The organism is Vibrio sp. V38_P2S17PM301 (assembly GCF_009904845.1).
GTDB lineage: Bacteria > Pseudomonadota > Gammaproteobacteria > Enterobacterales > Vibrionaceae > Vibrio > Vibrio proteolyticus.
In genome coordinates this window covers 117,800-139,414 of sequence record NZ_WXWO01000025.1, presented here as the reverse complement: position 1 = coordinate 139,414, position 21,615 = coordinate 117,800, and the positions used below count along the sequence as shown (strand labels likewise).

The following is a 21,615-nucleotide window of genomic DNA, read 5'->3' as shown; positions in this document are numbered from 1 at the left end:
TCGCCCGAATCAAATCAACGGTATTCGACCAATCTTTTCGTCTGCTTACCCATCGAAAAATCGGCATTGTGACGGCTTCAGAATTGCTCCGGGCCGATTGGGCACAGTTCGCGTATCTTATTGAGATGTTTAATCATGAAAAGTAGCAACAGCAATTACGCATTAGAACTGATTGTGGGTATTCAGGATGCGTTTACCCAGCAGTCTAAAAAGATTGAGAAAGAATCCAGTAAGCTGGAGCGAGAGTTTAAGCAGCTACAGAAAACCACGGCGGACATCGATGCGTTTAAAAAAGCGGAAAAAGCGCTGAAGACGCTGAATCAGCAGGAAACTCAAAACAAAAAAGCCATTACAGTACAAGAGCGCGAGCTGGTGCGGCTTGGGCGAACACTGAAAAACACCGGCATCGATATCAACAACATTGCTCAGGAGGAGAAGCGCCTTCAGACAGAAATCCAAAAAACCAACCGAGGTCTGAAGCAGCAAGGAAGTGCGCTTAAGCACATTGAGAAAATCGGTACGATGGCGGGCGGCGCTGTCGCATCGGCAGGGTTGGCCTGGGCAGGAAACGACAAGGCCCGCAACGAGCGGTTACTGGCGGCCCGCAGCAGCTATTCTCTGGATGACGTGCAGTCAGCAGAGCAGCGGCAATTTCGTTCCGACTTGATCCGACGGTATGGCGCCGATCAGGAGAGCATCTTCTCCGCCCAGGCGTTAGCCAAGCAACAGAACTTAGGTGAAGACGACACGCAAGCTCTAACAAAAGCGGCCATTCAACTGCAGAAGATATTCCCTGACTATTCCTCACCAGAAACCGTTCGTGCCCTGGCGAACATTTCCAAAGGTTTTGGTATCAGCATTGAGGAAGCCGCCAATAAAGTGTACGCCACCAGCTCAATGGTCGGCGATGCGAATGGCGACCTACTCGATACGTTCGCCGAATACTCCCCTTTGCTCGGCGATAAAATCTCCTTCGACCAATTCGCCGCCTCCATCGTTCGTGCCCGTCAGGCGGGTGTGTGGAATACCGACAAAGTTGGGGATGCTTTCAAGGAATCTTTCATGGCACGTTTCAGCGATAAAGGGGAATTTGCCAAACTGGTCGGCGAAGACGATAAAGCGGGCTCCATTGATGCGATAAGCGACATCGACCTGCGCAATCGCATTAAAGAAGCCGCCTACCGGGTGCGCAATGATGTGGCCACAGGTGAGGCGCCCGGGAACCACTACGCCGCTCTGCTGGCTTTAGTGAACAGCGCCAGTCAAACCGATGCGGCTGCGGTGAAACCGATCCTTGAGGCGATGGGCGGCACCATTTTGTCTGAGGATATTGGCACTCAAGGCCTGAATGCCATGCAACAAGGTCTGCAAGAAGGCGCTCAGGTCTTCGAAGGCACACAATCTTTGGATGAAGCAAGCAAGGGCATCGCCACGTCAATGGATAAAGCGATGAACGCCTTGGGCTCCATGGCCGATACGGTGTCTAACAGTGCAGCCAATCTCATTGATAAGTTTGATGGCTTAGGGGACGCGATATCCAGTGTGACGGGGTCAGCAACGGGGGCCATGAATGAGCACTCAGCATTAGGCTATGCCGGACTGGCGGGGTCTGTGGGTTTGACCGGCTTCGGAGGATTGATGGCCACCCGCATGGGTAAGAAGGCGTTAGGAAAAGTGTTTGGTGTCGCTACAGGGGCAGAGAAAGGCTTCAAGCCCAGTCGTCTATTCAGTGGCCTGTTTTCCTCTAAGGCAGCCGAGCCTGTTGCCAACATAGCAAAAGGGACCAGCCTGTGGTCAAGAGCTGGCACAACGCTCTCGGGGGCCGGCAAAGGGTTGATGAAGAAGTTGCCGTTTCTCGGGACCGCATTAAGTGCGTTGTCTATCGGTGACAGTGCGTTGAAAGGTGATACCGAACAAGTCTGGAAAGACGTCGGTGCGACCGCAGGCTCTTGGCTGGGCGGTTTAGGGGGCGGCGCATTGGGCGCGCTGTTTGGGGGTGTCGGTGCAGCACCCGGAGCGGTGGCAGGCTCCGTGGGTGGCTCAGTGGCGGGGGAAACCTTGGCCTCCTGGCTCTATGATGTATTGGGTGGCGATAAAGAGCCGGATGCCCATCAGCAAGCCGTGACCCAAACGGAACAAACGATTCAGTCTGTCAGTGACCAGGTCAAGGAAGTCAAACTCACCCCACAGGCCGCCATCGAAGTCAACTTTACGCCGACGATACAGTTAAGCACCTCTCATACTGACCCTGAGCCGATAGCGCAAACGCTGGTGATGGCATTAAGGGACATGACACCGCAACTCAAGCAGGCACTGCATGATGCCATGGACGATTTGTGGCGTGATATGGGGCATGTTGACCTGGATTAAAAATAGAATATACTGTTTATATATACAGTAATATTTTAAAGGAGTTCTGTATGCGCGTGAATATGATGATTAAAGAGTCTGACTTACCTGACGGTAAGTTCTCGTTGATTGAACCGGAAGTCCAGCGTCGCTTGGCCAAGGTCTACCCGAACGTGCAAGTCCGGGTACGCAAGGGAGAGAACAACCAACTGGATATTCAGGAAAAAGACAAAACCCGACGGGAAAAGCTTCAGCAGCTCCTGGAAGACATCTTTGATGAAGCCGATGAGTGGCTGTATAACTGAAATAAGAAAGGCGCCAATGGGCGCCTTTCTTTTTTTGTTACGGTCTAACCATTAAGTTTTCAATAGACGATCGCGTTTGTTCAAACGTTTCCTCCTCCATCTCAACACCGATAAAACGGCGATTCAAATTCAGGCTGGCTTTCCCCGTTGCACCGCTGCCCATAAACGCATCCAACACCACGTCATTCTCTCGGCTGCTAGCAGTCACAATATGCTCTAACAGCGACTGCGGTTTTTCACATGGATGTTTCCCCGGATAATACTGAACAGGGGGAAAGTGCCAGACGTCGGTATACGGAACCTCACTAGTGACGGCAAAAGGCCGACGCAAATGCTGGTATTGAGCTTTCAAATCATCGTATTCACGAACCAGCGCCTGGTATTCAGATTGAAGACCGTCGTATTCTTTTGTCAAGTCGCTGTGTGTCCGGGACAATTTTCCCTGCTTTTGAGCAAATAGAGCCTGAAGTTGTTGATATTGTTTTTGGTTGGGCAGTTTCCATTGGCTTTCGCCGAACCAATGTGAACACATCTGGGAGTCCGTGGCCGCATTGATTTCCTTAGCCGTGACGCCAAGTCGCTTTCGGGCGTTGATGAAATAGTCCATCAGAGGCCTGAAGACTTGCTTTTTGAGCTGCTGACACTGCGATGCGTATCCGGAGCAGCCTTTGGCGTAACCTTCGGCCTTATAGTGGCCCGCAAACAAGATGCGCTCGGTGGCCGGAAAGAACATGCGCAAATCCGGCTTATGCATGCGTTTCCAAGGGCCGGACGGTTTGGCCCAGATGATGTGGTTCAAGACGTCGAAACGCTGCCGGAGTAGAATTTCAGTGTCACTGGCCAGCTTTGAGCCACAAAACAGGTACAGACTACCGGAGGGCTTCAGAACGCGCCAAAACTCCATCAGCACTTCATCAAGCCAGGCCAGAAAGGTGTCGACATCAGGCCATTGGTTATCCCAGGCATTTTTCTTGACCTGAAAATAAGGTGGGTCAGTGAGGATGAGGTCGACCGTGTTGTCGCTCAGGTTTTTTAGGTACGCCAAACAATCAGCATGAATCAGCGTGGCACGGCCATCGCAAAGGGTGTGTTGCTGCATTCTTATCTCCTGTCATACAAGAGCCTTGAATACGCCATGTGGAAAAGCCACCAGCCATGCAGGCACATGACTGGTGGCGTTTTGCTGCTTCCTCTCCGGGGGCCGGGTCTCAGGTACTCAAGGCATCAAAACACGAAACAACCCTATCATGATTTACTGTGTATTTGTACAGTTATCTATCTCGTATGAGCTGGCTAAGGTCGGGGTAAGGCAACTGGGCCAATTGCTCAATGACAAATGCAACATGATGGATGGAATAATCAGGCAATGCTTCAGCAATAATATAAGGATCCAGCACACCCTGGCGGGCATGTTCCACAATAAGAAGGACCAGTTGTTGGGCATCGGTTTTGACAGGTAACATACGGCTATTCCCACTCTCGTTTTAAGGCGACACGACACTATTATGGTGTGCGGGGAATAGCCAGTGTTTTAATAAAAAGCGGCAATAGTGAATTGCCGCTCACAGTTCAAAAATTCAAATATCCGTATAAAACGGGTAAGATTGACATATCTAGTCCTACGGTAATGTCATATTCAAGAATGCGGCAATATATCCAATATACGAACCACTAACGTTAATACACCACTTATAATAAAACTCCAAAAGCCCAATGAATTGAACCACATAAATGCCCGGAACTTTTTCGACTCGGTGGTCACCCGATGCCGAATAAACGGATACGAAATGCAATAATCCACATAACGAGACATAATGCTGGCCGACAGCATGCACATGGGCTTAGCATGCAACTTTTTGACATCTTTAGACAACTGTTTGTCGATGTACACAATACGTTGTGGATCTCCCAAAGATAGCACCACGCCACACAAAGTACCCGGAACTGCCCACAGGAGCATATAACCGCCAAACACTGCTAGTAAAACAATTATTCCGACTTCCCACCAAGGTTCTGTCATTCAAATAACTCCACAACATATTCATATGCAATATATACTGATTCACCAATCTTTCTGCCAATGGCATCACCTGCCATTCCGCCAATGACTCCACCTGCTACGAAAGCTCCAATGGTCGCGACCGCAAGAACAGGTGTAGCGGCGGTACTCAATACCAGAACGGTCGCACCGGCGGCCATACCTGCGACCTTGCCACCGACAACAAGACTGCCCATAAACCCACCGACCTCGGTGGTCGCGGTCTTGCCGCACTCCCCGGTGCCGTCCACTTTGCAGGCCTCGTAGATAGTATCCGCGGCACTGGCCCCACCCAGTACCACGCCTACATAGCCAGCCCAGCGAGCAGCAGTGATGCCTTTTGCCACATTTGCAATGCGTTTGCCCATATTCGGCACGAACCCTTTGGCGATGATCTCATCCGCGTGATGCACGACTGACTTAGTCGACAGTCTCAGCGCCCGCTTAATCTGAGTGTTAACAGGAAGCTGAATACTGCGCTTGGATAACATCGCAAACGAGTCGTCCAGCTTTTTAAACAGAGCCGCTCGTTCTGACACAAAACTACCATAGTTGATACCACCAACGCGACTGGCCATGGCCACTTGCCCTATATACAAATCATTAATTTCCAATAACACCTGATTGATATTCTTCAAATGCTGCTCAACCATCGCGGTGGCAATACCCACACCGGTTGACGCATGCGCATAGTAATCCGGTTGCTCTGATGGCACATCTCCAGATTCCGTACGTTGATTCGCGTAGTGGTCCAACAGTTCAAAGTGACGATTGACTGTGGCCACCTGTCCATCATCCAGCTCGCACAGGGCTGAACTCGCTGCCAGCGCCTCTTCCAGCATGGCATTGAGTTGTTGCCGTTGCTCGTCGTTTTCCGGCTCCGCGGTGGGCAGCAGAACCAGTTCTCCTTGACGCACGGGGTCATTGAGGTGTGTATTGTATTTTTGAATCAAGGCTTGATGCGCTTCACTGGTCTCCTCTGTAAATAAATCCGCCCAAAGTTGAGCCTGACTTTGAGAGCGCAAAACCTGTATCCAGCCGAGTGAAAACCCAGTCGCCATGGACGCTGCAACGTTCAGAACGGGAACATGGTCTGCGATGCTCGGACTTTGCGTGATGTTGACGGTCTGCGCATCAATTTCATGCTGGTTGTAACGTCCCCAGGTATCGCCGTACGGATGCACCGCCGCCACAGTTTCTATCGGTGAAGGCACTTCATTTTCAGGCGTAGGTTCGGCGCTCCGCTCAAGCAGAGGTGTTTGCTTAATACCGACCACCTGGTCCATGTCCAGCGTCATAGCATGTTGGTTCAGCCAGTCGGGACTGGCTTGGGCCAACTCATCCGCCGTGAGCTTTTCTTCCCGATACAGTAGGTGCTGCTCGGGCGCGGGCTGACCTTCAATCTTATAGGGCAGCAAAATGCTGGCGTAGTGATGCTCAGAGAGCCGCTCTTCGGTCAGGTTTGAGGCATCCGATCTCGTCACCTGGAACGTCCAGCGACCGTCACCGGCCACTTTGAATTCTTTTGTCAGTTTGCCTTCAGAAAACAGGTAAAAATACCCGGCCGTCGGCCAGCCAAGGCGCGTTTCACTGACCTGAACAGCCAGCTTCACCGGTATAAATTCGGCATTGATTTTTTGGCTGTCAGTCGGGTTAGGCATGACCGTGTACGCGTCTGACTGACCGCTGTGTAAAAACAGATCGTGATAGAGCGTCTTCTCTTCGGCCTCAAAGCATTGCGCGGTGAGAATACTGTCGCCTTCGCTGGTTTGCTGCTTTTTCCATTGGGCAACCGCCTTTTCGTTATCAGTCGCACCTAACAGCCAGACACCCGTCTGTAAAGTGTTGAGTTCATCCGGACTGCAGTAGAGTTTGAGGTTGATTTCCTGCTCTGGCGCTTTTTCCGGCGTCTCTTGGACCGGACCTTCCGCAGGACGAGTCAGCGCGGTCTCATCCACAACGGGCTTATAGCCAGCGCGCACTACCTTACGCGACGAATCAAAGTCTATTGACATGGTTACTCTCCCTGAAGCGACATCATAAATGGCGATATTGTACGATGGAGAGGCGGCAAGGCGTAGCCGGAAAGACTAGGTAAAAGCACGGTTCATCTGGTGATTTTGCCGTTTGTGAAGATTTGAGGAGAACGTCACACCGGGAGGGGCACTTAAAAAAAGAGCCCGCCAATGCGTGCGGGCAAATCTGACGTTGCTAGATAAAGGGGGACTCAACCTTATTGAGGATGAGTGCATTTAAATTAAGTGATAGACTTATCATCGTCAAGCACACAACACCCTGCACTCATTTTTTCAGTAAAACCTTACTTTTGGCGACTATCCGACATGTTGATGTGGTCAGCAAGTCGCTTATCCAGCTCGGATTGACGGGAAAAGTGAATATTGAGCACGATGGCCTCGTCAAACGCGGCTACCAAGGCCAAGGCCGAGTGTTGGTCATCCAGCACCAATTGATACGTCAACACAGGTAACCATGCTCCGTCCGCCATGTGATCGAGTCCATACCAAATCGCATCCGGTTGACTGAGTAGCTTCTCCTGAATCATTTCCCGGAACGGTTCGAGCTCTGGTGAGTATTTTATCGCTTTATTGAGTGTCGCGGCTGACAGGACGTGTTTGGACACCAACTGGACTTGCTCATTCAGCACACGCTGACTTTGCGACAGCGAGTAGTTTAGAATGCTTTGTGTCAGACTGTATTCTTGCGCTCGCTGCATCATCGATGCGGGCAACGTTTTCATTGATACCAATGGCGAGCTGGTGAACTGATGCTCTTTGCCAGTGATGGCATCTTTGTCCAAAGCCTTACCGCTGACTTGCTCTGAAGCGCGTCGCATTGATGCCGGCAGCGCGTCATACTGCTTACGTGACAACACAGACACGGTGGCTCGGCATTTATGGTGGTTGGGTGGGTAGAAACGTTCCCAAAACGGATCGTCTTTAGGTTTGATCACGCCATCGAGCTTTCTGCACAGCTCAGTCGTTCCCGAATCCAGGACGGACGAATAGACCAGGAACTCAACCAAATCGTTATTCGCAATCTGGGTCCAGCGGCCAGAGTTGTACGCCGTCATCATGTTGTTGCGATAATGCAACTCTAGCCAGTACGGGTTGGCTTCAGATAAGCCTTCTTGCTCGAGAAGCTGACGAATATTGCCCAGGGTTTCAGAGCGATAAGCGCCGCTTTCCAGTGCGTCTTCATAGCGTTTCTTCACGCGATTGACCGCATCAATACTGGAGACGTTCGCCACCGTGAATGCACGCAGCTTCATGGCCGCTTCCATCTGACGATACTCTTTGGTATCGGTCGGTAGCATCACTTTGAGTGCATCCATCGCTTCCTGAAAAGGCACATCATCCACCGCGAGGTAAATGGGCGCATAGGTCAGCTCGACGGGCTTATCTTCTGCTTCAGTGATGGCGTTTTGAACATGCGCTTGACCCAGCAACCAACTGACCATCATCGATGCGGCGTAAATGTTGGTGTACGGGTGGGTGACCTGAGTGATATCGATGTCATCAGGGGTTGAATGCGCCTTGAACGCTGCTTCCAGCTCCCTTGAAAGGCTTTTGACGGTGAAGGAAAGCGCCTCATTTTCGAGGCGCTGCAATTTGATGAGGTTGTCGGTTTCTTTCTGGTCAAGGTGAGTTAAAGCAGACATAGGTGCTTTCCTGGGGCGTCTGATAAGGTCAGGGGGGAAAGCGGTTGAACCGGCTCCATACCTGAGCCATTTGCCAGAGCCGATTCCAGCATCGCTTTGTAAGCGTCTTCATCCACCCGGACTTTGATGCTCCCCTCACGGCCGTTAGCCAGAAAAATCCACTTAAACAGCGTCTCGTTGAGCGTCTTATGCACCATGCGGGCATCGCGTTTAGAGACGCGCATGGCGGCCCGTTCATGGACCTCACCCAATGAGCGAGAGCCGTACTTTTGATTGCCACCGGTGAGAGTCTGCCCTGTGATGCGCTTGGAGATTTTGTTGTCGATGTATTCAATGGTGCGCAGCAGCTCGTCCACCTTGCCATTCGCATCGAGCGCAACAATCTCTTTCACGCCAGACAGTGCCACAGCATCGCCGTTCATCACAGGCGCCAGTGAGTCTGCTATTTTCTGTAAATCGTTATCACCGTTCGCGTTTTCAGCCAGGGCAATGGCCGTAGGAATGGCGTATTTCTCCCCCAGACGCTCAATGTTGGCCCAGCTTATCCACTTACTTTGCCAAATGGGCCAGACCGATTCTAAGATGGTTTCACCGTACGGACGCTCAGTGGTCGCATTGCGCAGAACGGGGATGACTTTACCTGTCACCGGTGTTCTTGCGGTGTAGTCCACCGCGCTGTACACCAAGGTGCCATCTTTTAATAGACGAAAGTCTTCAGGACGTTTGGGCTCAGAATCGGTGAGGACAAGCTGCGAGCCGCCTTTCTCCCAAATCAGCTCTACCGGCATAAAGCCAAACTCCGTCGCCCCCAGCATCTGCTCCATCAGCGTTTCTAAATCGAAGTCCGCCATCACATCGTTGTAAAATGCAACGTCATTGGCAGAGCCTTCAATCACGTAAGGCACGGTCATCGCGGTGGCATGACGCATCTCAATATCGGACGCCACCTCTTCATCAAGCAGCATGGCGCGAATGGCCCCAAAATAGTAGTTACTGCTTTGGTAACGCGCGTTGCCCAACTCGGTCGGCAATGGGTAGTGATTAACGATAACGTCGGTGGGAAGCCGAGCGATAAGGGACGACAAGGTGAGATTCTTTATCACGGGCAATCGCAGCTCCTGTGTATTGAGCGCCCTGTTCAGCGCCGTTATTAAGACCAAGCAATGAATGGAGTAACGCGATGGCTTCGACTTTGCGATCGTCAAAATCAAACTCGCTGATTTCACCGAGTTCATAAATGGCCATCTGCGTCATGGCTTCCGTCAGCACTTCCTTGTCATCGTCACTGTAGAGGCGAGTCAACGCATTCTTTTGACCCAGATAGGCATAGCACCAACGGGCGGCCGATTGACAGGCGGTTTGCGCGTTTTTTTCATCGTTGTACGTTAAGGAGGCGTAGATTTGCTCATCCAGGGCGTCTGATACGCCCTGGATAGTAACCATCGCTCTTAACTGCGTCAGGGTCATCGTCATGGGGGGACCTACGCGACCGGAGCCAGCGCATCATCGACCCAGCAAATCGCATCCACGACGACAGCCGGTAAAGGCTTTGACATGGTGTACACATCGGCCCCTGATGGGTCATCGACTTTCTTCACTTTGGAGAAGAACGGCAATGCCTGAAGACCGGCGTCCAGGTCGTCCAGTGCGGCATAGTAAGGGGTGTGACCCGCATCAAGGTCAATCATCACCATCTTGTCATCATCCACCGTTTTTACCCGTGTTTTGACACCGCCCACCATGGTTTCGTAAGAGCCGTTTTCAGAGGTAATGACGTAGCCCCCAACATTGACCTGACCTTTGCTGACTTTCACATCCAGCACGTTGGACAGGTTCTTACCCGCCAGCGTGACAATACGGGCAAACAGCGTTTTGCCACACAGCACTTCAATGTTGGCACCATAGCCTTTGGCCTGAATGGCTTCATCCATCTCTTGCAACGCGGTGTACACGTGTTCAATGGTGGCCTCTGGTGCCAGGAGTGACGTGTCAAATCGGTAGCGCAATGTTTCACCATAATCCACTTCAAACAGCTCCAGAGCGCCGTCCGCGGTCTTCATGGGATATGCAATCTTGCCGGTCAGGGATTGTGCGCACAGCGCTTCGGTGGACACTTCAATCTTACGCATCACGCCAAACTGGAGCATGTCAAAAAACTTTTGAATGTTCTTTAGCCCCAAAGCCTTCAGGTTGTTCAGCTCCGATGCCGAGATGTGTGAGACGGTCGAAAAGCCTTGCGGCTCGATAGATTGCGTTTCTAAGTCGTCGCCACCGAGTTGATACGCCTTGGTGCCCCGGCGCACGACAGGAATGTTGGACAGAGTTTCTTTGAGCACATTCCAGGGAATGCGCACGCTCGGGTAAAACACCGCATCCCCGAACACTTTCTTGCGGATGCGCATTGGGACCGGCTTGCGCTTTTTATAATTGTTGAGCAGTTCGGACCACTCTTGAGGGGCTAACAGGCCGCGTAAAATATCAATAATATCCATGCTTCTTTCTCTTTATAACCGCCGCGTCAAGGCGGCTGTAATGAATGGGGAGGGTTATTGCTCAGAGCCAGCGTCTAGTGTGTCTTTCTCCAAACACGCTTCAATGACTAATTCAACACTGTCCTCAACACGTGGGTAGTCCCCTTTTTTGGTCAATGCCACTTGAATGGAGACTTCACCATTGCCCACAGGGGTGATGACACCTGTCTTCTCATCCACAGTAGCCACAGATGTATCACTGGATGAATACTTCACGATTTGCTCGTATGGGTTATTGATGGCCAGTACGAACGTTTCTTCATCACCGCCTTTAGCCAACGGACTGACCCGTACCGGCGCGTCATCCACTTTCACAAAACCGACGTGCGGCTCATCCGAATCGACGTCAGGCGACGTCTGAGCCACCGGTTGACCGAGCTGGTGATACGCATCGCCTTCACGTTTTAGAATGTGCAATGTCGCAATGGCTTGCTCAATCAGATCGTTACGACGTGAGTGATGCAGCAAGGTGCGAGGGTGTGCGCCCATCTGTACAAAGGCGTTAGACGCTTCGCGCAGTGCTTTGGCAAACACACCGTCTTGTTTGGCTTTGTGTTGTTCTAGCGGGCTCATAGCCAGGCTCCTTCAGCAAAGAGGTGGGACAACGACAAAGTGAACTCATTCGACGCGGACAGTGCACGGCCATCGGCAAGCACCACACGATCACGAAGGTATGTGCCGGTGCGCAACGTGGAGACCGAACCGTCCCCCTCAAACTGGTTCGCGGTGACAATGCCCAAGGCCACTTGTGTCATTGTGATATTGCCCGCGCCATCATCGACCGCAGTGATCATTGGTGAGCCATCCCAGCGCTGCGTAATGATACCGTCGGTGATCACCACGACATGTCCCACATTCAGTCCTTCAACACCTGCGTCCACCAGTACTTGTTGAATAATGTTGCCCCCGGGGTGGCTCCCAACGACAGCGGGAGCACCTTTTAGCGTGGTCTTCTTTGCAAAATCCATTACCAGCCCTCCGGATCAAAGTTGTCTTTTTTAGCGCCACCGTTATCAGCCAGCTCTAAGTGTTGGGTTAACTGGTCCCAGGCCGAAGGTTGGGACGACGTCGTGTTCTTTTCGGGCATGGCCGCAATCATGCTTTTGAGTTGGCTGTAGCGGTTGCCATCACCCGAGGCGCAAAGCTCAATAGCGGAAGCACCATCAATCATGGCTTTCACGCTCTTGCGCAGCTCATCACTCATCTCACGAGAGTCCGCCAGCTCGGTCAGCGTTTCTTTACGGTCGCCAGCTAACGTGTCTTGCATAGCGGTGACCGCAACGTTTGACTTATCGTCATCGGTGGTGACGTCGCCATCCTTACTTGGCTCGCCGTCTTTTTTAGCCGGTGCAGGCGTATTGGGTTTCACCCCCATCGCTTCGAGCTGCGCTTTAACGACGTCGCCCATCAGCGCTTTGAGTTCGTCTTTTTTCATATTGATTCCTGTTTCATTGTCATCAGAGCCAGACTGAGTACCGACTTCTGCACTGAGATAGATAGCGCCATCGCAAAAATCGCTATCACTGAGGTTCACCACATCACGGGTTTTGGTGTCCGCTGCCGGAGGAAGCTGCCCCAGGAACGCCAGATGGTGCATGTACCATTCGCCGTCTTTATCCGGCATGGGGTGAATGCCAGCACTGAACCCTTCAAATGCACCAGAATCTTCCAGTTGCTCCATTTCAGGGGTATACACCACTTCACCCACCAGCACCGTCTTGCCGGCTTTCTCTCCCGTGCCGGCTTCGGTCCGAAGGTTGGACGCTCGCCCCAACGCGGCAATCTGATCGCTGCCTTTGGTTGGGTGACCCGGTGTCACCGGTGGACGAGCATCCGATTTGTAGTTACGCACCACGGATTCGAGCTGCGCTTTGGTGACAGGCTGGCCATTTTTTTGAATGCCATCCGCCACTATCTCTAACTTACGAACTCGCATATCGCCTCCTTACACCGTGACCGTGACACCGAATTGCCCAGGCGCATCCGGCGGATATTTCGCCCCCGTTTGCATGTCGAGCATAAACACACGACCCGAGGTGTTGCTAATCTCAATAAAGTGCACCGCAATGTTGGCGGTGTACGGCGAGCCGTCGTCGTTGTATCCCGGCACCGGTGGATTTTTCACATAGCCATGTAGTCGGGTGATACCGGCATCAATGATTTTGGTGCCGGTTTCCGGATCCAGCATGCGCACCTGGCCAGTCAGGCGCAGTTTGATCCAACCATCGTTTTTCGTCAGTTGAGACACATCGCCCAGCGCAACCGATTGAAACTCGACGGTGGCGGTCGGCGCTTCATATTTTCCGGTGGGGACTTCCACATCCCCAATCCCGCCCAGCCCACCGACGGTGGCCATCTTGCGCTGTAAGTCCGCATTCGCACTTTTGACGCGCCCGACGTACTGGGTTTCATTGATGAACGCCATCTGGTCACGCCAGACCACACTTTTTTCTGCCATGACTTACCTCACGCAATCAGTTTGTTAAAGGCGCTTTCCAGCCCTTCAACGTAAATTTCCGCTTCAAATTCCACGCTTTGCATCGGCACGGGTGGCGTCATTCGATAGCGGTACTTAATCTTGCCCAGCATCAGATTGGTGAGCGGGTTGTCACCGGCATCAATCGACACGCTGCTGTACACCAAAGCGGTGCCTTCTTTAGAGCGCAGATAGTCGTTCACCGTATCTTTCACCCGGCCACACGTGGTGTTGGCAATATCGGTCGGACTGGTGAACATGGGAAAGTCCAGGAACTGGCGTGTGACGTCTTCAATGCTCTCTTCAATGATGTCGGCGGTGCGGCGCACCGAAAGAAACGACAGGTAATCGCTTTTGGCGGGAAACGCGGTCGAGTAGTTGCCAAAGTTCTTCCAGCCGCCGTGGTTCATCAGCGTGGCAATACCATTGACGTTGAGATAGTTCACATCACACGACGGGTCACTTGGGATGTAATCCAGCTCAATCGATGGGCCAATCACATCGGCCATCACATAGTTCGACGGAGAACACCAGTAGCCCGTCTCTGGCACAATGTTCTGCTCGGTCTGATCACGGTCTACCTGAGCCATCAAACCGCACAGACTGGGCGCGTACCAATCCACGACCGTTGCGCCATCGCTGTCCAGCACTTTTGGACGAGGCCAGCCTACGTAGGCACGTTGTGAGGTGTATTTTTGTTTCCAGGCATACGCCTCTTCTGGCGTTGAAATATGCTCAGGCATATCACCCACCCAAACACCGCGAATCGTGCTGATGGCCGCAACCGCAAGACCCATCGCGCCATCCTTGTGCAAGATGCCCGGCGCCATGTTGATTTTGGATGAGAAGCCGTAGGTCTGTTTTGCCCTGCGAAGCAGTGGCAATGCTTCCATGAATTTTGCTAACAGCGCATCAGTCACGCGAGCGACGGTTAAGACATAAGTGAGTTCGACACCCGCAACATCACCGACGATGACCTCTTCCCCCTGGTCATTGATGTAGCGGTAGTCGCTCTTTGGGGCGAGCGTCACGGTGACCACGGTTTGCCCCTCAGACAGAGGCGTAATGATGCCGTCACGGCTATCAACCAAAGCAATGGCTTCCTCTTCAATCGACCAAACAGCGGTTTGCTCATATGGGTTGATTAAGGCGTTAGGCTGAGAGTTAGCACCTAAAAACGCGGTCGCCATGGAATCCCCAAGCACGGCCGGACTCATCACCTTGCCAGCGTTCGGGTTCGTTTGAGCCACCGTCACACCATAGACATGCGCTTCGTCGACATCATGCTCACCATCATTAAAGGTGACCAATGCAGTGATGTTGGCAACACCTTCTTGCACGGGCGTGACGACGCCCGTCATCGCATCGACGGTGGCAATCGCTTCATTGTCTGAGCTGTACGTAATGCCATAAGCATGAGGGTTTACAATCGTGACAGGCAGGCTTGCACCATCATCAATATAAAGCGAGGTGCTTGACGTGCTCATGGTGACGCCAGAGGTCACCGGCGCTTCCACGTCGGGAAAGTCGCTGTCTTTACCCAAAGGGATGGCAATGATGGAGTTGCTTGGCACATAGTTGTGGACACGACGGATGGCATTGTTCAACGTACCTTCACCGAAGACTTTTTTCGCGTCGTCGTAATGGGTGGTGTGGTAGAGCTTTAATGGCTCTGCCAACTCAGAGGTGCCAAACACACCAATCACACTGGACGACACTTCGATGACCGAAATGGGACCGGTGAGCGATTCAATGGTTCGGATGCCGTGAAGTAATTCGGCCATGGATACTGTCTCCTGTTCATCAGTGGAGTCAGTATCTCGGAATGTTGCGGGGGTTATTTCCGTTCGGAAGTCGCCGTATTAGTGAAATCAAACACTTCACTCTGGCTTGTAGCGAGGATTTGGCAGGAAAGCTTAATGCCAATGATGCCTTGTGGCAAATCCGTTTGGGTCACGATAATGCTTTCCAGCCTGACGCGAGGCTCGTACTTGGCCACCGATTCGGCAATGGAAACTTTCAGACCTTGTACTTCCCATTGAGGTTTATCCAGGTACGCCAACGCATCGGCGGCGTAGTCTGGTCTATAAATCCGTTCGCCTTTCCCCGTGTACACAATCATAAAAAGCGACTGCTTAATATCGGACACCAAATCGGTATGTCGTCCGCGTCCGTTCAGTTTCATTGAGTAGGTCATACGTACCCCGTTTGAATTCGTTTGAAATCCGGTTTGAATGAGTTTGAAATGATTTCTTTGACCCATCACCCCGGTATCAACTTCAATGCCCTCAGAATGGCGCTGAGCGCGTTTTTCATTTATTGGTTGGCGGGGGATGTTTTCCCTCCAACGGAATCGATGTGATCATGACTGACCACTGCGACGGTGACCCCATTGACCGTGACGGTCCCTTTCATGATTGCGCCGCTGCTCATCACTGCCGCTCCCCCTGCAGTACTACTGTAGCCCGCCGCACCCACGAGTCCGGTAAATGTCGCCGTCATGTCACCCGTTAACGCTTGGGTAATATGGGTTTCCCCATTGAGTAAAATCGTGGGGGCATTCACGGTGTAGGTCGGGCTGTTAATCGTCACCCCCGATTCGTTGACGGTGATGGCTGGCTCATTACCCTGGATTTTCAGCACACCGGTGTGCGTGGCCTGGTCGTATTCCAGCAACGTGCCGTCTTTAAACTGAACACCAAACTTGTCCACGTTGGCGATATAAGGCTTGGCTGACTTATTCGCCATCGACCCCAGCACATAGCCGGACATCATCGAGCCGCTGGGGGTAAACAGACACAACACTTGCTCGCCGACGTCTAAGTTGCACGAGATGCTCACGCTCTTGCTTCGCATCCCCAGCACAGGAAGCCAGTCTGATTCTGGATACCTTAATCCTGGGAACGTCACTTTGACGCGCCTTAGCTGCGCGTCCACCTTGCTGACTTCCCCGATGCACACCAGTTTACGCAGCATCGACAGTACATCAGAAAGCTTGGCTTTTATGTCTGCGAGTTTGTTAAACATGCTGCCTCCTAACGCAGTATCCGGCTTAACGCACCGCCGCCGAATCGAGACAGCGCCTGCGCAGCCGTGCGAATGGGTCTTGGTGTTTGTGGCACCGCGCCGCCAACAAAACCGGAATCAAATCCACTGATGGCCATTTCAACCGCATCCGGGCCATCATCATGGCCACGCGGAAACTCTAAGAACATTTGACGCAGCAGGGTCTGAGTTTCTAAGAATTGGATAAGGCCATTTTCAACTTGAGAAGAGAGCGACTTGATCCGTACCTGCTTATTGCCGCCTTTGAACTCGCGAACCGGAAGACGCACCCCTTTCTTTTTGGCGTAACGCATCACTTCTTTTTTATAGATCTTCTGGAACGCCACGGTTTCGAACATCACAAAGGACGGACGATGCTGCAGGTAGACATCCACGATGCGCTGAGCAAATTGCAAATCGGATTCTTTCCAGCCTTTGGCAAACAGCACATGATCGACCATGGTGATCTTGTGGCGAGCCACGACCGCAATGAAGGACCAGTCGCCTTTTTTGAGCCCCGTTGCAGGGTCAACGGCCATACCAAGGGTGCAGTCTCGAAGGTCAAGTTCGTAAGGCTTGAAGTACACAAACCAGTCTTCTTTAAAGTCCGCATCTTCATCGGCAATGGGCCGGTTCATCCATTCCGTCCACCACGCACTGCCTGACGCTATTCGTTTATTTTCTAAGTCTTGTAAGCTCCAACGCGACGGGAACAAAGGACGCCCCGACGGCGTAATGGCACTAAAGCGCAGACCTAACCAGTTCGGCAGACGACCCTCTTCAATTTGGTTTAACAAGCGTGACGGCAAGTCGTCTGGATGCATGATGGTATTGGCGATGATGGTCAGTGCACCTTTACCCAGGTTCATAATCACGCGCTTGAACCAACGCTCGGCCTGGCGCCGCAATGTGGGGGATTCCACCTCTTTATCGTCTAACAGATCATCACAGATGATGTGGGTCGGACGTTGGTATTTGTTCTTGATACCCCGCAGGCGCTGGCCACGACCCACGGCGACAATGGAGGAGCCGTTCGCAAGTTTAATTTTTCGCTTGGTCCACGTATTCCCGCGCTGCTCGCCGTAGTCGTCCAGGATAAGCTCGTTATCTTCTAAGTCATCTTTGATGGCGTCCATCATCTCTTTGGCGCTATCTGCCGATGCACCACAAATCACAATGAACGACCCCGGATGATTGAGCGCCAGCCAGAGCGGCATCGCCTGCGTGTTACGGGTGGTTTTACCGTGGTCACGCGGCTCAATATCAAGAATACCCTCATACTCGCCGCTGATGGGCTGCTGAATAAAACCATGATCGCGTGGGTCGATGAGTTCTTTAAACAGCACTTCATCTTGACGGTTTAAGTTTCGATTCGCCGCCAGACGCGTGAGCGCCAGTTGGTATTCACTGAACGCCAGCGTGAACGCATCCGGCATGTAGGTTTTGCAGAAGTAGGCAAAGTCATGCTTGGATTTGGCGCGGCGTTTCTGACGGGCTTTTTCTTCTTTCTCCTGTCGTGCTAACGCTCGCGCTTCTTGCGCCTTACTGTGTTTGGCGAGGCGTTTATCCTCAACGGCAATATGGGCGCTGTCACGAATATTCTCTAAATCCGCATCAGACACCCCCTCAAACAGACCGCTCATCGACGGCCTCGTTTGGGTTTCTGCTCGATGCGCAGTGCCTGGATGATGCTCACCAGTTCCACCAGAAGCTGTGGGTGCTGCGCTTTGAGTAGTTCCGTCAGTTGGCGCTCGAACTCGGCCTTCGCCGCGTCCACACCTTTACGAAACTCCACTTTCAGGCGGTCGAGGTTGACCTGGGCATCCGACAGTCGCGCCAGCAAGTTCGCCAGTTTGTTCGGATCTTTAAAGGACTCCGGGCCAAACTCCAGCTCACGCAGCACATTGAACATGTAGCGCTGCATGATCTGTAAGTTCAGCTCGGAAATGTCGGTATTGGGGCTGTCTTTGAATTCCTTTAGAAAGACCTCGGCCTGCTCTTGAACCAGACGCTGCTCTTCGATCAATTCCTGATTGCTGCGAATGACACGATGGACGGACGAACGGGAGATATCAAAGCCGTCATGCTTAAGCTGCGCGGCAATCTCATCCAGCGTCCTCTTTTCCACGGTGTACATGTCAATGACGCGCTCAAGCAGCCCGTGCAATTCCACCTTTGAGCGTGGGGCCATGGGGTTTCCTTCTTATTTATTGTTGTGAGTGTGCAGCGTATCCCCTGACGGCGTGGTTCACTTCCGTTCGGCAGATGGCCACGAAATAAAAGGCAGAATGCAAGTCTGTTTCAAACTCGCTTCAACGGAGTTCATCGGTCATGAAAGGCTTTCTGAATGCGCTGCACAACACCACTAAAGCCATAGAGGGCTTACCAGAAACACTGGCACCATTTGGGCTGCAGTGCGTGCGTGACAACATGAAAAACGGCACGTTCAAAGCCAATTCGCTGCTGACCAAAAACACCAAGAACGCAGGCGCGAAACCGCTGTTCGACACGGGGGAAACCTACGCGTCACTGACGTATCAAGCGGGGAAAGAGGACTACCGTGTCGGCACCAACAAAGCCCACGCCCCGCTGATTAATGATGGCGGCGTGATCAAAGCCAGGAAGGCGAAGCAGCTCGCTATCCCGGTTAACAAGCAGGTCAAGAAACGCACTGAGGTGTATGGGGTGCGCAAAACCCTGGAAGGGTTAGAGCGACAAGGATGGAAAATTTTCTATCGTCCTCACTCCATCATGGGGCGCGCCCCACTGGGAGCAAAAGCCTTTGGTCAGAAAGTGAAGACCAAAACCAACCGTAACAACCAACGTTCAGCGAAAGGCGTGTTCTATGTGCTGTACATCCGAACGCCACAAATCAACGTCGCCGGTCGCGAATTTATGTACTTCAGTCCGGCGCAACAGAAAGCGCAAAGAGAGATGGCATTAGAGCAGTTAAAGGCAGCCATTCAATGAAAGTCATTCGAGCATTAGAGAAAGCGTTAGAAGAGGCGCTGGGCATGCAGGCCGTGATTGAACCGTCTAATGCCATCGCCCGAAAAGAAGTGCGCGTGATGTTTAACGGCCTTCGCGGTTTGAACCGTTTGCCCCTTTCAGTTCAAGGCTCCTACGTCCCTTATGAAATGTTGGTGGATGTCGTGATCTCCGCCCGAGTCAGTGGGGGCAACACACAGTGCTTCTTATCCAGTCAGCAAATGCAGCTCAACCTGTGTATGACGGATCACCTGACCAACGACTTGATGGTGTTGAAAGACATAGGCGAGGCGCTGCCTGTTGGCTTTGGCGGGCTGAGTGAACGGTTAACCATCAAAGGGGATGCAGAGATTTCCGATGCTCGTAAGGTGGCGTCGGGTTGGAGCGAGCCGAAACGTGATGATGACTTTGAACACAAAGACGATCTGTTTGTCTGGCGTGAAGACTGGCAAGCCACGTTAGCGCTGACTGTACACAAGCAGTTTACCAATCCCGATGTGACGGAAATTACCGCTCAGAGTGAGTTAACCGGTGAGAGTCATACCATCCGCAGTGAGGAGCAATAACATGGCAGAGCAAGCAACGAACTACGCCCAGTGGGGCGGCTTTGGTGATTTGGTGTTTAAAGGCCGTTTTACACCAAACAAAATCAGCGACTCGCGCACCTTTAAGATCAACAAGCAAGATCTCGTGAACGGCTATCCCGCGCACCAGAACATGGGCGAAGATGAGCACACCGCCTCACTGGAGTTGACCTTTAACAACCACTTTGTGGACATCACCAAGATGACCAAGCAATTAGAGCAGATGGGGGAAAATGGCGTACCACGCGCTTTGGTGGTCGGTTCAACTGTCCATGGTCAGTTCAGCATTCGTAAGATCAACCGCACCAATATCCAAACGCTGCCGAGTGGTGTGGTGACCAGCGTGGACTATCAACTGGATATTGTGGAGGTACGTGCATGAACACCTTAATGGCTCGTCAAGGCGAGCGCTGGGAGCAGCTTTGCTATCGCGCTTACAATGCGACCAATCAAGCGCTCGTGGACGCCTTGTTTGACGCCAACCGAGCGCTGACCCAAACCATGACCGACTTCACCTTTGATGGCGGTGAAACCGTCAACATCCCAGACGTGAAAGTGGTGAACACGGTGACGGTGGAGACGCCGCCATGGGCATAACGGCAACCGGGCTTATTCGTCCATTCGCTATTTTGCACTGGGCGGGCAAGGATGTGACGGCTGAGCTGAGCCGCTTTGTTAAGTCGATGACCTATACCGACGTGATGGAAAGCAAACAAACGGGCACCGACACCGTGTCTCTGACGCTGTTTAACCAGGACCGGCGATTTTTTGATGCGTGGTATCCCAACCAAGGCGACACATTAAAACCGGGCATTGGCTGGCTAGACGAACAAGGCCAGCGACACGAGTGGCTGTGGGGCGAGTTCAGCATCGATGACGTGTCATTCAAACTGGGGCCGGATGATGTGATCGTCGGCGCGAACGCCAAACCGCCGGCACCAGAGCGGGGTGTTATCGACAATCCGCAATGCATTGCGCGAGAAAACGTGACCTTTGAACACGTTGCCGAGTCCTGGGCGAAAGAGAGTGGTCTGTCGTTTATCAAAGCCCCAAACACACCGGACTTTCGTTTTGCTCGCATCGAGCAGCGTGACGAGAGTACGCCCGCGTTTTTAACCCGGCTGTCTGAGCAAACCAGTGTGCCGATGGCCATCAAAGGCAAGAATCTTGTGATGGGCAGCTTTGAATCTGATGTGATTCAAATCGACACCGTCAACCGCAGCATGTTGACCTCACTCACGTTGCCTGACAGTGCTCGCTCGAAGTATGTGGCCGTGGAAGTCGAAGGGTACGACCAACAGTCGAACACTCTGTTCAGCTATCGTGCTGGCGATGCCACCGCGACGGGCGACCGAGTCAAGGTGCTGCGTAACATCGACAACGTGACATCTATGGCGGATGCCAGAGCGTACGCCGAGTCTTACTTGCAAAATGGCGCTGAGGGTAAACAAGGCGAAAAAGGTCGCCTGTCGGTAGTGAACACCATGTTGACTACGGCCCACCTGATTGAATTTTTACATCTTGGCAACGTGCCAAACCGCTGGAAGCCGACCACTGTGACCACGTCGATCAGTGGCCGTTCGTGGACCGCCAGTGCCCAACTATCAAGAGCACGCTGAT

General features: G+C 52.4%; 24 protein-coding genes. 7 read left to right on the top strand and 17 right to left on the bottom strand.

All coding sequences use genetic code 11. The features are described from left to right. Window positions 1–135: 135 nt before the first annotated feature. Both CAG64_RS05845 and CAG64_RS05840 read left to right on the top strand, forming a co-directional pair. A complete protein-coding gene (locus tag CAG64_RS05845) occupies window positions 136–2,370 on the top strand; it encodes a phage tail tape measure protein (RefSeq protein WP_202600866.1) in 2,235 nt (744 codons plus the stop codon). Window positions 2,371–2,420: 50 nt separating this feature from the next. Continuing rightward, window positions 2,421–2,654 carry a DinI-like family protein gene (locus CAG64_RS05840; RefSeq protein ID WP_161447528.1) on the top strand — a complete coding sequence of 78 codons (234 nt, stop codon included), beginning with the start codon at window positions 2,421–2,423 and terminating at the stop codon, window positions 2,652–2,654. Window positions 2,655–2,691: 37 nt separating this feature from the next. On the opposite strand, the gene CAG64_RS05835 is transcribed toward CAG64_RS05840, so the two are convergent. The 17 genes from CAG64_RS05835 to CAG64_RS05755 all read right to left on the bottom strand — a co-directional run bounded on the left by CAG64_RS05835 (window position 2,692) and on the right by CAG64_RS05755 (window position 18,614). Beyond that, on the bottom strand, window positions 2,692–3,753 hold the full coding sequence (locus tag CAG64_RS05835; protein WP_161447526.1) for a DNA-methyltransferase: 1,062 nt from the start codon (window positions 3,751–3,753) through the stop codon (window positions 2,692–2,694). 172 nt (window positions 3,754–3,925) lie between these two features. Beyond that, the gene (locus tag CAG64_RS05830) at window positions 3,926–4,117 is read right to left on the bottom strand and encodes a hypothetical protein (protein WP_161447523.1); all 192 of its coding nucleotides are present in this window, start codon (window positions 4,115–4,117) and stop codon (window positions 3,926–3,928) included. Window positions 4,118–4,290: 173 nt separating this feature from the next. Further along, complete coding sequence (locus tag CAG64_RS05825) at window positions 4,291–4,674, bottom strand: hypothetical protein (protein ID WP_161448244.1); 384 nt, start codon at window positions 4,672–4,674, stop codon at window positions 4,291–4,293. Further along, complete coding sequence (locus CAG64_RS05820; protein WP_161448246.1) at window positions 4,671–6,707, bottom strand: hypothetical protein; 2,037 nt, start codon at window positions 6,705–6,707, stop codon at window positions 4,671–4,673. The genes CAG64_RS05825 and CAG64_RS05820 overlap by 4 nt, the downstream gene beginning before the upstream one ends. Before the next feature lie 305 nt (window positions 6,708–7,012). Next, window positions 7,013–8,371, bottom strand: a complete 1,359-nt coding sequence (locus CAG64_RS05815; RefSeq protein ID WP_161448248.1) for a phage head morphogenesis protein — start codon at window positions 8,369–8,371, stop codon at window positions 7,013–7,015. Beyond that, on the bottom strand, window positions 8,359–9,474 hold the full coding sequence (locus tag CAG64_RS05810; protein WP_337247436.1) for a phage portal protein family protein: 1,116 nt from the start codon (window positions 9,472–9,474) through the stop codon (window positions 8,359–8,361). Before CAG64_RS05810 ends, CAG64_RS05815 begins: the two co-directional genes overlap by 13 nt. Next, window positions 9,413–9,844, bottom strand: coding sequence for a hypothetical protein (locus CAG64_RS05805; RefSeq protein ID WP_161448250.1), 432 nt, complete (start codon window positions 9,842–9,844; stop codon window positions 9,413–9,415). The genes CAG64_RS05810 and CAG64_RS05805 overlap by 62 nt, the downstream gene beginning before the upstream one ends. An 8-nt stretch (window positions 9,845–9,852) precedes the next feature. Continuing rightward, window positions 9,853–10,863 carry a major capsid protein gene (locus tag CAG64_RS05800; RefSeq protein WP_161448252.1) on the bottom strand — a complete coding sequence of 337 codons (1,011 nt, stop codon included), beginning with the start codon at window positions 10,861–10,863 and terminating at the stop codon, window positions 9,853–9,855. A 54-nt stretch (window positions 10,864–10,917) separates the two neighbouring features. Next, on the bottom strand, window positions 10,918–11,475 hold the full coding sequence (locus CAG64_RS05795) for an Ig-like domain-containing protein (RefSeq protein ID WP_161448254.1): 558 nt from the start codon (window positions 11,473–11,475) through the stop codon (window positions 10,918–10,920). After that, complete coding sequence (locus CAG64_RS05790) at window positions 11,472–11,870, bottom strand: hypothetical protein (RefSeq protein WP_161448256.1); 399 nt, start codon at window positions 11,868–11,870, stop codon at window positions 11,472–11,474. The genes CAG64_RS05795 and CAG64_RS05790 overlap by 4 nt, the downstream gene beginning before the upstream one ends. Then, the gene (locus CAG64_RS05785; protein WP_161448259.1) at window positions 11,870–12,838 is read right to left on the bottom strand and encodes a hypothetical protein; all 969 of its coding nucleotides are present in this window, start codon (window positions 12,836–12,838) and stop codon (window positions 11,870–11,872) included. The genes CAG64_RS05790 and CAG64_RS05785 overlap by 1 nt, the downstream gene beginning before the upstream one ends. A gap of 9 nt (window positions 12,839–12,847) precedes the next feature. Further along, window positions 12,848–13,360 (bottom strand): phage major tail tube protein, encoded by a 513-nt coding sequence (locus CAG64_RS05780; protein ID WP_161448261.1) that lies wholly within the window; start codon window positions 13,358–13,360, stop codon window positions 12,848–12,850. A gap of 8 nt (window positions 13,361–13,368) precedes the next feature. Then, the gene (locus CAG64_RS05775; protein ID WP_161448263.1) at window positions 13,369–15,162 is read right to left on the bottom strand and encodes an Ig-like domain-containing protein; all 1,794 of its coding nucleotides are present in this window, start codon (window positions 15,160–15,162) and stop codon (window positions 13,369–13,371) included. A 53-nt stretch (window positions 15,163–15,215) separates the two neighbouring features. After that, window positions 15,216–15,575, bottom strand: a complete 360-nt coding sequence (locus CAG64_RS05770) for a GPW/gp25 family protein (RefSeq protein ID WP_161448265.1) — start codon at window positions 15,573–15,575, stop codon at window positions 15,216–15,218. A 119-nt stretch (window positions 15,576–15,694) separates the two neighbouring features. Further along, the gene (locus CAG64_RS05765; protein WP_161448267.1) at window positions 15,695–16,405 is read right to left on the bottom strand and encodes a phage baseplate assembly protein V; all 711 of its coding nucleotides are present in this window, start codon (window positions 16,403–16,405) and stop codon (window positions 15,695–15,697) included. An 8-nt stretch (window positions 16,406–16,413) separates the two neighbouring features. Then, complete coding sequence (terL, locus tag CAG64_RS05760; protein ID WP_161448270.1) at window positions 16,414–18,066, bottom strand: phage terminase large subunit; 1,653 nt, start codon at window positions 18,064–18,066, stop codon at window positions 16,414–16,416. Further along, complete coding sequence (locus tag CAG64_RS05755) at window positions 18,063–18,614, bottom strand: phage protein Gp27 family protein (RefSeq protein WP_161448272.1); 552 nt, start codon at window positions 18,612–18,614, stop codon at window positions 18,063–18,065. The genes terL and CAG64_RS05755 overlap by 4 nt, the downstream gene beginning before the upstream one ends. Window positions 18,615–18,754: 140 nt before the next feature. On the opposite strand from CAG64_RS05755, the gene CAG64_RS05750 reads away from it, so the two are divergent. Genes CAG64_RS05750 through CAG64_RS05730 form a run of 5 tightly spaced genes read left to right on the top strand, consistent with a single transcriptional unit; the run spans window position 18,755 to window position 21,614 of the window. Continuing rightward, window positions 18,755–19,393 (top strand): hypothetical protein, encoded by a 639-nt coding sequence (locus CAG64_RS05750; protein ID WP_161448274.1) that lies wholly within the window; start codon window positions 18,755–18,757, stop codon window positions 19,391–19,393. Beyond that, window positions 19,390–19,977, top strand: coding sequence for a hypothetical protein (locus tag CAG64_RS05745; RefSeq protein WP_161448276.1), 588 nt, complete (start codon window positions 19,390–19,392; stop codon window positions 19,975–19,977). Before CAG64_RS05750 ends, CAG64_RS05745 begins: the two co-directional genes overlap by 4 nt. Before the next feature lies 1 nt (window position 19,978). After that, window positions 19,979–20,377, top strand: coding sequence for a phage tail protein (locus CAG64_RS05740; protein ID WP_161448278.1), 399 nt, complete (start codon window positions 19,979–19,981; stop codon window positions 20,375–20,377). Further along, window positions 20,374–20,592 (top strand): tail protein X, encoded by a 219-nt coding sequence (locus CAG64_RS05735; protein WP_161448280.1) that lies wholly within the window; start codon window positions 20,374–20,376, stop codon window positions 20,590–20,592. The genes CAG64_RS05740 and CAG64_RS05735 overlap by 4 nt, the downstream gene beginning before the upstream one ends. Further along, window positions 20,583–21,614, top strand: a complete 1,032-nt coding sequence (locus tag CAG64_RS05730; protein WP_161448282.1) for a phage late control D family protein — start codon at window positions 20,583–20,585, stop codon at window positions 21,612–21,614. The genes CAG64_RS05735 and CAG64_RS05730 overlap by 10 nt, the downstream gene beginning before the upstream one ends. Window position 21,615: the final 1 nt, after the last annotated feature.